Here is a 12,971-nt window from a genome sequence, read left to right as displayed (position 1 = left end):
ATGTAAAATTTTAAAGTATGGTTCTCGTGGAATTGAATAACAGAATCATGAGGAACCGAAAATGTAAAAGTTAAAAGTAGAGCTCATTTTACATGGCTTATTAAAACAAAAAGGGTCGAATATTCGACCCTTTTTGTTTGATTTCGTAAATCTGAAATTACAGTTTTCTCACCCAGATATTACGGAACTGCGTTTTATTATTGTGATCTTGGAGGTGAATCACGTCGTCGCCGTGTGCTTCAGGATAGTGGTGCAAACCAATGTAAAGCGTTAATCCGTTGATGGTTGTGTTGTTTTGAACCAGTACTCCATTCAAAAATACCGTGATGCGTGCAGGTGCATCAATACGACCATCTGCTTTGAAGCGAGGGGCGGTATATACCACATCGTAGACGTTCCACTCCAGCGGCCCACGCATGGGGTTCACGAGCGGCGCGTGGTCTTTGTAGATACTTCCAGCCTGTCCGTTTCGATAGGTACGGTTTTGATACGAATCCAGAATTTGGAGTTCATAACGATCTTGAAAAAACACCCCACTGTTTCCACGACCTTGACTTGCACCTTCTACTACATCAGGCGCGCTAAATTCCAGGTGCAGTTGGCAGTCACCAAACTTCATTTTGGTTTTGATATCGCCGCTTTTAGGAACTACTTCCAAGTAGTCATTATTCACAATTTTCCAGGGAGCTGGCCCACCATCTTTGGCAGAAACCCACTGCGAAAGGTCTTTCCCGTTGAAAAGTACGATAGCGTCTGATGGAGCATCTCCCGCATTTTTACCCGGCGTTACGACCCCTACTTCGGGTTCCCAGATTTCGGTCATTTCGGGCTTCATCGGCATGGGAGAAACCGCCGGAGGTGTACCACCAGGAGTCTGAGCAAATCCAGCTGCGGCACAAGCCAGTAAAGAAAGGGTTATGAACGTTTTCTTCATCTTTGTTTTATGATTATTGAAAATTTAATTACTAAAAATACTTCTTACAGTACGAAAGAATCTGGAAGGTGTTTTTTAACGTACCAAAACCATTAATCGCACACAAAGATGCTTAAATAATTGGGAGAGGTAGAGGTGATTTGTTTGAGATTTAGGTTAACATCCTGCGGAAGAATCTTATCCAAACGCTTATGAAGCTGATTAGCGGCCTCTTTTTCAACGAGTTCATACCTAATCTGACTCCCATTTATTTTAAGTTCTTTTTTTCGAGGAGCCGTCAACGCGGTCATTTTGACACTATAATCTTTGTAGGCTTGTAGTTCGTCAATGAGTTGCTGGGCGAGCGGTTTAGCCCCTGCCTCGTAAAACAATTCAATGTTCCAGACCGCACGTGGCTTTACTATCTTGCTCACCAATGATGCTTTTTTGACGGGTTTCTTGGCGGCTTCAAGGGCAGGGTCTTTGGGGTTCAGAATGGCGGCTACGCCCGAAACCAACCCCAGTACGAGCGTCAACCCCATGAACATTCGAATAGAGCGCAGCATTTCGGCTCGTGGCTTAGCCCGACTGCTCTCGCGGCTCAACAGGTAAAACGACAAGATAAAAGCAATGGCACTCAATCCCGAAATACCATATTTAAGAAATTCCGCTAACTCACTTACCTGAAATTGGGCAATCATCATTTGAATAATTGAAAAAGCATCATAAAACAGACTTTACAAACGCCACCATCCATTGTGCCATCAAAGTGCTGTGTAAAGGCCGGCTTAAACTTTCGAGCCCTTTGGCCGTTTTTTCGGCACCAATTCGCTCCACCCGAGAGCGCATAAGGGCCTCTTCATACGGTAGCGGAAACTCGGGATGCGCCTGCACGCCCAGCATCCGCTCTCCTACGCGAAACATGGCTACAGGGCAATCATCCGCTGAGGCTAATATCGTACTATCAGGTGGCAACTGATGCACTTGGTCCTGACACATCATCAGCAGATTCAAGCTTTCCTTCGGCGGATTCATCCAAGCGGTTCTTTCTCCGTCTAACATCTTAAATTCGTGAATTCCTACGCACCAACCCACCGCCGACTTCTGCACTTTTCCGCCCAAGGCTTCGGCCAACATCTGGTGTCCAAAACACACCCCTAAAAAGATTTTTTGTTGGGCAAATATCTGACGAAAAAACGCTTTTAAGTCACGAATCCACGGCTCATCGTCATAAACAGAAGATTTAGAACCCGTACATAGATAAACGTCGCATTCGTCAACGGACGCTGGAAAATGGCCGTTGGCGACGTCATAAAATACAAATTCCCATTCGGGAGCCAAAGGCATAAACAACGCGGGAAACATGTCGCGGTAGTCGCCCGCAATGTGCCGAAATTCATCCCGCACATGGTCACATTCTAACAGGCCAATTTTTATTTTTGTCACAGATTATGCGTTTATTTATCCTGCTGAAAGCATCTAAAAGCGGTTTTACACCTCCTTTACAATAGGCACTTAGGCACTTTCAGCAGAATAAGGCAAGCTTTTTGGTTTTTGATATCCGTTTATATTAAGCTTTTGGAAAAAGCTTAATACCCATCAACTCTCAAATGAAACGATTTCGGCCTGGTCAAGGCTTCATAGCCCAACGCCGATAAAGTACAACCACGGCCAGAGTCTTTCACTCCCGTCCAGGCAAGCTCGGGGTCGAGGTAATCGCAGCGGTTCATAAACCACGTTCCCGTTTCAATTTGGTTCCCAATGTGCAACGCAGCATCGGCATCACTCGTCCAAACCGACGCCGTGAGGCCGTAGTCGCTGTCGTTCATGAGTCGAATGGCTTCTTCGTCGCCGCTCACTTTCATAATTCCAACGGCTGGCCCAAAAGTCTCTTCATTCATAATACGCATAGAATGGTTGACATTGACCAACAATTGCGGTGCCAAATAGGGCGTTCCTACTTGATTCAATGGAAAACCCGACGGGTCAATTAAGGCGTCTGCGCCCTGACTGACGGCTTCGCGTATTTGACCGCGTACAAACTCAGCCGCTGAGGTACGCACCATCGGCCCAAGATGTACGCCCGCTTCCAACGGATTGCCCAGTATGTACTGATTAACAAGGGCTACCGCACCCTGAACAAATTCATCATAGACTTTTTCGTGAACATAAATACGCTCAATACCGCAGCATGATTGTCCTGAATTGAAGAGCGCCCCATCGACCAAGTTTTCCACTGCAAAAGCAAGAGGAGCATCTGCGCGCACGTAGGCAGGGTCTTTTCCACCCAGCTCCAAACCTGTGGCAATAAAACGCTCCGCTGCCGCACGCTGCACCGCATGACCACCCGAAACAGAACCCGTGAAGGCTACAAAATCTACGCGAGGGTCGGCAATCATACGGGCCACGTAATCGTGGGTGGTGTGAAGATATTGAAAAACACCTTCGGGCAAACCAGCCGCTTTAAACGCCGCCGCATAACGCTCAGCACAAAGCGGCGTTTGCTGCGCGTGTTTGAGTATCACAGTGTTACCCGCTAATATTGCAGGAATAACCACGTTGACCGATGTTAAATAGGGGTAATTCCACGGAGCCACCACAAACACCGTTCCGAGGGCTTCGCGGCGGATAAAACGCTGAAAACCTTCTTTTTCTGAAACCGGCACATCCGACAAGGCACCAATCGCGGCTTGTATCATGTAACGGGCGCGCTCCTGAAAGCCACGGCGGATTTCATTAGGAGTGTATCCAATCGGGCGGCCCATTTGCCATGTGAGCTCTTCGCCAATGGCATCGGCATGGGTCAAGAAATAATCTAGGGCTCTTTCGCAAATGGTAATTCGTTCGCGTAGCGGAACGTTTTTCCACATTTTTTGAGCCGCTTTGGCATTTGCCAAAATGCTTTCAATCTGAGTTGCAGTACTATATTCGCGCTCCACATACACGGAGCCATCAACGGGAGAAATGACTTGAAATGTTTTCATTTGTTCGGTAAAAAGTAGGGCCGAAAATTACGGCTAATTTTTAAAATATTTTAGTTTTCAGAAGCATGAAGCCTTTCTTTTAATACTACCGTTGCAAGAAAAGATTAGGCTATCCCCAAAATGCCAAGTCTAGTTGGCATTTTGGGGAGGCACATCTAACTACACTCTAAAAATCTTTTAGCTCCTTTTCAAACGTATTGCTCACTAGCGCAAGAAACAGCTGTTTTGATTGAGAATTTAGCCGACAATTTAATACAAGCACAGGGTACGTGCAAAGGGAAAAGCGACGGTGCTTGTGTGATGACCTCTATGGTATTACGACCAAGCGCACCATGGCAATATTTCATATAAAGACCTAAATAAGCTCCTCAATGAGATTGATTTTTAGTAAGTTTGAATTTCATCAACCCCTAACTTCATGAAACCTACGCTATTATTCTTCACACTCTTACACTTTCTTTTCAGCCTTTCATCCCGAGCACAAAACGGTTTTTCAATGGAGTCCGTCAAATCCTATCCTTTTCCCAATGAATTGACCGCCTCAGCCACGGGGTCACGTATTGCATGGGCATTCAATGAAGAGGGAAAACGTAATATTTACGTGGCGGAAGGGCCCAACTTCAATGCCCGACGGCTCACTAACTATTTACAAGACGATGGCCAGGAACTCAGTAGTGTAGCATTATCTGATGATGGGAAATGGGTGCTTTATGTACGCGGCGGCGATCATGGTTCCAATTGGGGCGATGAACTCCCCGTCAATCCCACCTTTAGCCCTACCCCTCCCAAGGTACAAATTTGGGCAGTACCATTTGCGGGTGGCGAGCCCAAGCTTTTGGGCGAAGGCGAAGCCCCTGTTATTTCGCCCAAAAGCGATAAAGTAGCTTTCTCCAAAGGAGGTCAAATATACACCGTTCCTCTTGATGGTTCGGCGGCGGCAACGATGCTCTTTTCGGCCCGTGGCACAAACGGCATGCCAGTTTGGTCACCAGATGGAAGTCGGCTGGCATTTCAATCCAATCGCGTTGACCACAGTTTTATTGGTGTTTATACCGACGCCCAAACCCCTATCGTTTGGATAGACCCGCAATACAAACGTGACAACTCCCCGCGTTGGTCGCCTGATGGAAAGAAATTGGCCTTTATTCGTACCAACGGACTGGGTGGCAAACCTGATTCTATCCTCGTAAGGAAGCATATCCCGTGGTCAATCATGGCGGCTGATGTAAGTACAGGAGAAGCAAAAACCCTTTGGACGGCGCCCAAACGATTGAACGGCTCCGTGCCCAACACCCACGGAGGTACCAATTTGCACTGGGCGGCCAATCGCATCGTTTTTCTTTCTTACCAAGACGGATGGCCGCATTTGTATTCATTAGCGGAGCAGGGCGGAGCGCCGCTGTTACTTACACCTGGCAATTTTATGTGTGAACATATTCAACTCAGTCCCGATGGCAAATCGCTCGTCTTTGCCGCAAATGTGGGTACTGACGCCTTGGACATTGACCGCCGTCACGTGGTCAAAGTATCCGTAGACCGCGCCGATATGCAGGTAATGACGCCCGGAACGGGCCTAGAATGGTTCCCAGTTTTGACGGGCGACGGAAAAACCTTGGCCTTTATCAGTGCTACCGCTCAACGCCCTCCTCTCCCTTCTGTAATGCCCGCCAACGGCGGAGAAATGAAAATCCTCGCTACCGACCGTTTACCTACAACCTACCCAAGTATGGATTTGGTAACTCCCAAACAAGTAGTCTTCAAAACGCCTGACGGCGTAACGGTTCATTGCCAACTCTTTGAAAAAGCAGGAGGACCCGCCAAAAAGCCCGCCATTGTTTATGTTCATGGTGGGCCACCTCGCCAGATGTTATTGGGGTGGAATTATGGTGATTACTACGCCAATGCTTACGCCATGAATCAGTATTTGGCAAGCCTCGGTTACGCAGTTTTGTCGGTCAATTACCGTTTGGGGATTGGTTATGGATACGAGTTTCACAATGCTAAAAATGGCGGTGCCAACGGTGCTTCCGAATATATCGACATCAAAGCTGCTGGTGAATGGCTCGCCAAACAACCGCAAATTGACCCCAAACGCATCGGCATATACGGAGGCTCGTACGGCGGATTTCTAACGGCTATGGCCTTAGGACGCGACTCTAAGCTGTTTGCCGTAGGCGTCGACATCCACGGCGTACATGACCGCACCATCGAGCGTACCCGCAACATTCTGATGCCCGACCAATACGAACGCGCTCCTGATGCCACCCGAGCCTTGGAGGTAGCCTGGAAATCGTCCCCGATTGCGTATGTAAATACGTGGACTTCTCCCGTACTTTTTATCCACGGCGACGATGACCGCAACGTGCGTTTTAGTCAAAGTACCGACTTGGTACGCCGCTTAGAAGAAACAAAAGTACCCATCGAAACGATGGTGATTGTAGATGATACCCACCATTTTATGATGCACGCCAATCAGGTGAAAGTCAACAAAGCCATTGCGGCGTTTTTTCAGAAGAAGTTATAGATTCTCTCATTTTTAAAACAATCAAAACCCCAACGCTGAAAGGCAATTTCTACGCGTCGGGGTTTTGAAAACTATCTTTTCCAGCACTTGATCCACTCAATTATCCGCCTCCTTCAATGGATCAAACTTCAGAATGTACCCATCTTTGCCATCGCCTTCGCTTGATATGTAAAGGGTTCCATCGGGGGTAAAGCAGATTCCTTCGGGCTGCCGGAATTGTTTAGGGTCAAGGTCAATATTTTTTAACGGCACCCCTCCAGCCGAGAAAATAACCAGCCGATGCCCCGCCGAACTGAGGAGATATAGTTCTCCAGTTTTGGGATGAGAAGCGATGTCAGAGGGTTTAAAATCTTTCCAGTTTTTACCTTTCAGCCCTACTTGGTCAAATTGCTTTGCTTTCAATTCACGCTCTGTAAACACCCTTCGACTCTTCAGGTCAAAAGAAAAAATGACCTTATCATCATCTTTTGCGGCTTTCTTGGAAGCTTCTTTTACCGCCAACCACAGGCGTTTGGTACCGAAGTCATACGTCAGACCTTCGACGTCATTTTTTCCAGGCAGGCCAGTTTCAATTTCGCGCGTTTCTTTGTTACCAAGTTTAAAATTAAAAAGGGTTCCATTGCTTTGCAAAACGTAGATTTCGTCGCCAATTTTCTCAATTCCCTCATAATCGCCACGGGGGCCGAAGCGATGGCTTTCTGTAATTTTTTGTTGTGTCAAATCATACACAAACACTTCGCCATCTTCGTCCTGTACGCACAAAAGCTGATTTTCTGCGTAAAAAGCCACCCCTGAAATCTCTTTCAATTCTTTGGGCAAAACGTAGGTTTCAGCAGGCTGAGCCAGGTCGTAGACAAACTTGGTCATCGACTTTGCTTCTTCCTTTTTTTCATCTGTACTTGGGTTGCAGGACAGGATTCCTTCCAATAAAAGCAGGAAAGCAAGCACTCGCGTAACAATATTCATGGTCTATTTTTTTGGTTATCAGATGCAAACTACTAAAAACAAACCATTGACCGTAGTTATTACCCGTTATTGTGCTTACAGTTGTTGTATTAGAAGTTAAAAATTGGCGGTACCGAGTTATGACAATCGGCACCGCCATCAAGCAGAGGAAGGTTTATAAGTCTCCTCAAATCGATTCGCTCATATTTTGAGCACAATGGATTTGAGGATTAGGCAGTGATACTCTCTATCCCTTTTTGCAATGCAGTTTCCTGCATTCCCGGAACCGCCATACCTTCGGCACGAAAAACCGAAACGTCAGTAATTCCAATAAAAGCCAAGATAGTTCTCAAGTAAGACTCGGTAAAATCGTAGATTTTCATCGGGCCTTCCGAGTAAATCCCTCCTGTTGCAATCGCTAAGTACACTTTTTTGTTTTTTAGCAATCCTTCGGGGCCTTTCTCGGTAAAAGTAAACGTTAGACCTTGTCTGACAATATGGTCAATCCACGCCTTTAGGTTGGACGGAATACCGAAATTGTACATAGGTACTACTATTACAATAATTTCGGCGGCCATTACTTCTTTAATCGCTTGGTCGGAATGGCGAAGTGCCGTATTTTGAGCTTCGGTTCGGTACTCTTCGGGCGTAAAAAAAGAGGTAATGTGCGATTCTTCCAGATGCGGGAACGGATTTAAGGCTAAATTCCGTGTTTGAACCGTGCTGCCAGGATAAGCGGCCTGTAATTTGCTCACAAGGTTAAGAGGTACTAACAAGATGAACAGCGCCCGGGCTAAGGCCCACAATTGTGTGTGTTTTTCATTGGGGTAAAGATTTAGGGTAATAGAAAGAAATATAAAAAAGGCAATTTATTCAGTAAAAACGCACAATTATTTACAATACAGACCTGATTAAGATTACGATTTTTAACAGGAACTTTTATATATCATGGATCAGGAAAATTTTGACGCACTGTCAAGGGTTTTAGCTATTAAAAGATTTGATTAGTATTCCTTAATATCTTCGTATCCAAACGGTTTTCTCAAAATTGGATAGGCACCAAAATCAACCCTAAGCACGTTTTCTTTTACCGTTTATCCTTCCAAATCCCCCAACTATCCGCATTCACTTGATAATAGCAGGCACTTGGTCTTAATTTTCGAACTCTTATAAATAGAAGGGCATTCTTTCATGCTCTTTTACACAGCCTTTTCTTCTTAACTCTTAACTATATGCCCAACATTCTCGAAGTTCATGATGTCGTAAAACAGTACGCTTCGCATCGCGCCCTTGACGGGGTAAGCCTAAATGTTCCCAAAGGCAGTATTTTTGGATTACTTGGTCCCAACGGCGCGGGAAAAACCTCACTTATTCGGATTATCACCCAAATCACTGCGCCCGACGAAGGCTACGTTTTGCTCGACGGCGAACGCCTACGCCCCGAACATATCCAACACATCGGTTATTTGCCCGAAGAACGGGGATTGTACAAAAAAATGAAGGTGGGCGAGCAGCTTCTCTATCTGGCTCAACTCAAAGGGTTGTCGGAACGAGAGGCCATGGATAAACTAAAAATCTGGTTTAAGAAATTCGACATCAAAACGTGGTGGACCAAAAGCATCGAAGACCTTTCTAAGGGAATGCAACAAAAAATTCAGTTTGTGGCCACCGTCATGCACGAACCGAAACTAATCATTTTGGATGAGCCATTTTCGGGATTTGACCCGATTAACGCCAACCTTATTAAAGACGAAATCCTCGAACTGCGCGAGAAAGGAACAACCATCATTTTTTCTACACACCGCATGGAGTCGGTCGAAGAACTTTGTGACCATATTGCACTGATTCACAAATCACAGGTGATTTTAAAGGGGAGCAAAAAAGAGGTAAAAGATCAATTCAAAGAACACAGCTACTCGGTGCGTTATCACGGAACGTTGGAATCCCTGCCCACTGATTTTGAAATTATCTCCCACAAAATCGACGACGAGCAGGTCAATAAAGCTAACATTCGGTTGATAGGCAATGCCTCCGTCAACGCCTTGGTGGGCAACCTTATCAGTCAGGTGGAGTTGGTCTCTTTTCACGAAAATATACCTTCTTTCAACGATATTTTTATCAAAGCCGTTGGCGGCGAAATACCCGAGGAAATAAACAATCTACAATAGGTTGTCAGCCCGAACAATCAACGATTTTTATTGATAAATACCGTTCCCGTTTTGTGCTTATTACTGCCCCAGAAGCACCAATGATACTTTATAACTCCTCCTTGAAGCTATGAGAAATATATTCCTTGTCCTCAAACGCGAATACTTGGTACGCGTTCGCAAAAAGTCATTCATCGTAATGACCCTTTTGACACCACTGTTGATTGCCGCCTTTTACGGCATCATCATTTGGGCCGCCGTGGGTTCGTTTAACAATGAACGCAAAACCATTCAGGTCATTGACGAAAGCGGCCTGTTTAAAAACAAGTTTAAAAGCGACGCTAACACTACGTTTGAATTTATCAGCGGGCCGATTGCTACCGCCCAAAAACAACTAAAAGACAAAGAGCAGAACCTTCTGGTATTTATCCCCGCCGATATCATGGACCGGCCGAAGGGCGTGCAGATCTATGCCGCCAAAAACATCGGCCCTATGCAACAAAATCGCATTGAAAAAATCGTTCAGCAGGAGCTTCGCAACATCAAACTTTCTAAAGCGGGAATTACCCAACAGGTCATAGAAGAAGCCAATATGAACGTTGATGCTCAGACCTTTAGTCTCAATGATGAAGGAAAAACACAGTCAAGCAGTACTATTGCCGCGTACGTAGCGGGCTATGCGGCGGCTTTTTTGCTTTACATTTTTATCCTTATTTACGGAGCTGGGGTGATGCAGGGGGTGATGGAAGAAAAATCTAACCGTATCATTGAAGTCATTATTTCTTCCGTCAAGCCTTTTCATTTGATGATGGGTAAGATTTTAGGCGTAGCCGCCGTGGGTCTGACGCAGTTTTTGCTTTGGGGTATTCTTACGTTTGGGGTAACAACAGCAACCCAAACGCTGTTTGGATTCAATCGTTTTACGGCAACCCAAGAGGTGCTCAATAAACAGGCCGAGCAAGCCGACCCCGAACTAAAGAAAGAGATGGAGAAGTCGCAAAGCAGCACACTCAATACCGTAAACACGTTTATGGAATCGGCCCAGTCATTGCCGTTGGCGCAAATATTCATTTGCTTCATTTTTTACTTTTTGGGCGGGTATTTGTTGTACAGTTCTCTCTACGCCGCCATTGGCGCTTCGGTCGAAAACCAACAGGAGGCGGGGCAGTTTACCTTTCCTATCATGCTTCCTATCATTGCCTCCATCTTTTTTGCTCAGTTGTCCATCAATCAACCCGACGGTTCACTGGCATTCTGGACGTCAATGATTCCTTTCACCTCACCCGTGGTAATGATGGCTCGGATTCCGTTTGGCGTGCCCGCGTGGGAAATCGCCCTTTCGATGGTTTTGCTGGTGATGGGATTTGTGGGCACCACGTGGCTTGCGGCGCGCATTTATCGAATCGGTATTTTGATGTACGGCAAAAAGGTGAATTACAAGGAGTTATCAAAATGGATTTTTTATAAAGGATAAACGCGTCTACCATCAGATTGTAATAAAACCAAAAACGGTGCCACCATGATAGAAGTAAAAGCCGCCGAAAGCAAATCACAAAAGCCCAAAAAATCAGCCTTTAGAGAATGGGTTGATTCCATCGTTTTTGCCGTTGTGGCGGCCACGTTCATTCGTTGGTTGCTCTTTACGCCCTACGTTATTCCATCGTCGTCGATGGAGAAAACGATTCTGATTGGTGATTTTATTTTTGTGAGCAATCTCCATTACGGCGCCCGCACACCCGCCACGCCTTTGCAGATTCCACTGACGCATCAAACCATTTGGGGCACAAAAATCCCCTCTTTTTCGACTTTGATTCAGCTTCCGGTGTTCCGTTTGCCAGGTTTTACCGACGTAAAACGCAACGACGTAGTGGTCTTCAACTATCCAGGCGACCCCGATGAGCCTTTTGAAGATGTAGCACGCGGCGACGGTGGCTACAAACACTTTCCTGTTGACTTACGAAACAACTTCATCAAGCGATGCGTGGCTGTCAGCGGCGATGTAATTGAAATAAAAAAGGCCGTGGTATACATCAACGGCCAACCCGCCGCCGTGCCTCCCACGGCGGTCTTTTACTACCGTTTGGAATCTGGCGATTTATTGGACGACCGTTTTTTTGAAAATGAAGACATTCAGGATTACGGAAATTATCCCGCTGACTCTGCCAAGCCGAATACATTTGTTTATCAGATTCGAACAACTCCCCAAATTGTTGACAACCTGAAAAAACATTCGTTCGTTCGCAGTATTACGCACATCAGTCAGTATGCTTCCAACACCGCCGAGGCGGGTATTTTTCCAAAGGCTATTCCTCAAAATCAGGAGTTTTGGGGACCGATTCAAGTGCCTAAGAAAGGATGGACGATTCAGTTGGACTCCGCCAACGTAGCAAAATACGCCAACGCCATTAAATTTTTCGACCACAATGACCCTGATAAAGTAGTGGTAAAGGAGGGTAAAATTAGCATTGACGGCAAGCTTCTGACGAGCTATACCTTCCAACAAGACTATTATTTTATGATGGGCGACAACCGCTATGAGTCGGCTGATTCACGCTTTTGGGGGTTTGTTCCTGCCGACCATGTGGTAGGAAAAGCGCTCTTTACATGGATGTCTATCGACCCGAATCCTAAGTCCATTTTGAATAAAATTCGCTGGAATCGGTTGTTCAGAGGGATCGAGTAAAATCCACAAGACGTGGTTTTATTCCCTTCGATTTTTCTTTAATTCTGAAGAAAGCAAACTACTATGGCGACAAAAACCCTTGTAACGGTCGAAGAATATTTTGAGTTGTTGCAAAAATCGGACGTAAAACTGGAATACACTGGCGGTGAAATCATTGCATGTGTGTGAGCAGCCCCATCTTTTTACTTAAACCAAGGTTGCCAATCCAACCGATATTTTAATTCACTCTTTCTCTGGCCCACGACTTTGGCGGGACTACCCGCCACAATGGCCATCGGAGGTACATCTTTGGTCACGATACTACCCGCCGCCACTACGGCCCCGCGCCCAATACGAACGCCCGGCATGATGGTAGCACGTGAGGCAATCCAAACATAATCTTCGATGAAAACATCTTTTCCCACCACGCCGTGAAAGTCATCATGCGGGTCGTGGGAGAGCGTCCAGATATTTACTTCTTGGGCAATGTCGACGTTGTTTCCAACAACAAGTTTGCCCCCACGGCCGTCCAAAAGGCTGTATTTATTGATAAAACAATAATCACCGATTTCGATATTTTTGCCATCGCGAAACTCCGCTTTCATCATCACAAACCCGCCTTTACCCAACCGCCTAACGGTTTGCTTAATGAAAAATCGTCGTATGGTATAAAACGGAATATACATAATCCATTCTCTGAATACGTAGTCTTTGAAGGCAAAAAAAGCAGTATAGAGCTCGATTAAGGTTTTCTTCATGTGTCAAAATTAAGGAGTTTACCCTAACTTTGCACCAT

General features: G+C 45.8%; 12 protein-coding genes. 5 read left to right on the top strand and 7 right to left on the bottom strand.

The window, feature by feature from the left end:
- Window positions 1-157 precede the first annotated feature (157 nt).
- The 4 genes from DR864_RS20850 to DR864_RS20835 all read right to left on the bottom strand — a co-directional run bounded on the left by DR864_RS20850 (window position 158) and on the right by DR864_RS20835 (window position 3,897).
- Complete coding sequence (locus DR864_RS20850; protein ID WP_114068785.1) at window positions 158-934, bottom strand: 3-keto-disaccharide hydrolase; 777 nt, start codon at window positions 932-934, stop codon at window positions 158-160.
- Between the two features lie 92 nt (window positions 935-1,026).
- On the bottom strand, window positions 1,027-1,617 hold the full coding sequence (locus DR864_RS20845) for a hypothetical protein (RefSeq protein ID WP_162794011.1): 591 nt from the start codon (window positions 1,615-1,617) through the stop codon (window positions 1,027-1,029).
- Window positions 1,618-1,636: 19 nt separating this feature from the next.
- Complete coding sequence (locus tag DR864_RS20840; protein WP_229599432.1) at window positions 1,637-2,359, bottom strand: glutamine amidotransferase-related protein; 723 nt, start codon at window positions 2,357-2,359, stop codon at window positions 1,637-1,639.
- Window positions 2,360-2,502: 143 nt separating this feature from the next.
- Window positions 2,503-3,897 carry an aldehyde dehydrogenase family protein gene (locus DR864_RS20835; RefSeq protein ID WP_114068783.1) on the bottom strand — a complete coding sequence of 465 codons (1,395 nt, stop codon included), beginning with the start codon at window positions 3,895-3,897 and terminating at the stop codon, window positions 2,503-2,505.
- Between the two features lie 418 nt (window positions 3,898-4,315).
- On the opposite strand from DR864_RS20835, the gene DR864_RS20830 reads away from it, so the two are divergent.
- A complete protein-coding gene (locus DR864_RS20830) occupies window positions 4,316-6,421 on the top strand; it encodes a S9 family peptidase (RefSeq protein WP_114068782.1) in 2,106 nt (701 codons plus the stop codon).
- A 96-nt stretch (window positions 6,422-6,517) separates the two neighbouring features.
- Here DR864_RS20830 and DR864_RS20825 read toward each other — a convergent pair whose 3' ends face one another.
- A complete protein-coding gene (locus DR864_RS20825; RefSeq protein WP_114068781.1) occupies window positions 6,518-7,387 on the bottom strand; it encodes an SdiA-regulated domain-containing protein in 870 nt (289 codons plus the stop codon).
- Between the two features lie 209 nt (window positions 7,388-7,596).
- Entirely contained in the window at window positions 7,597-8,121 is a 525-nt protein-coding gene (locus tag DR864_RS20820) for an FMN-dependent NADH-azoreductase (protein WP_205319146.1), read from the bottom strand.
- A gap of 477 nt (window positions 8,122-8,598) precedes the next feature.
- Between DR864_RS20820 and DR864_RS20815 the strand changes: the two genes are divergently transcribed.
- The 4 genes from DR864_RS20815 to DR864_RS30230 all read left to right on the top strand — a co-directional run bounded on the left by DR864_RS20815 (window position 8,599) and on the right by DR864_RS30230 (window position 12,364).
- A complete protein-coding gene (locus tag DR864_RS20815; RefSeq protein WP_114068779.1) occupies window positions 8,599-9,534 on the top strand; it encodes an ABC transporter ATP-binding protein in 936 nt (311 codons plus the stop codon).
- Window positions 9,535-9,643: 109 nt separating this feature from the next.
- A complete protein-coding gene (locus tag DR864_RS20810; RefSeq protein ID WP_114068778.1) occupies window positions 9,644-10,987 on the top strand; it encodes an ABC transporter permease in 1,344 nt (447 codons plus the stop codon).
- Window positions 10,988-11,032: 45 nt separating this feature from the next.
- Entirely contained in the window at window positions 11,033-12,196 is a 1,164-nt protein-coding gene (gene lepB / locus DR864_RS20805; RefSeq protein ID WP_114068777.1) for a signal peptidase I, read from the top strand.
- A 63-nt stretch (window positions 12,197-12,259) separates the two neighbouring features.
- The gene (locus DR864_RS30230) at window positions 12,260-12,364 is read left to right on the top strand and encodes a Uma2 family endonuclease (protein ID WP_229599431.1); all 105 of its coding nucleotides are present in this window, start codon (window positions 12,260-12,262) and stop codon (window positions 12,362-12,364) included.
- A gap of 14 nt (window positions 12,365-12,378) precedes the next feature.
- Here DR864_RS30230 and DR864_RS20800 read toward each other — a convergent pair whose 3' ends face one another.
- Window positions 12,379-12,933 carry an acyltransferase gene (locus DR864_RS20800; protein WP_114068776.1) on the bottom strand — a complete coding sequence of 185 codons (555 nt, stop codon included), beginning with the start codon at window positions 12,931-12,933 and terminating at the stop codon, window positions 12,379-12,381.
- Between the last annotated feature and the right edge of the window lie 38 nt (window positions 12,934-12,971).

The organism is Runella rosea, assembly GCF_003325355.1.
Taxonomy (GTDB): domain Bacteria; phylum Bacteroidota; class Bacteroidia; order Cytophagales; family Spirosomataceae; genus Runella; species Runella rosea.
This window is presented reverse-complemented; position numbering and strand designations above follow the sequence as displayed.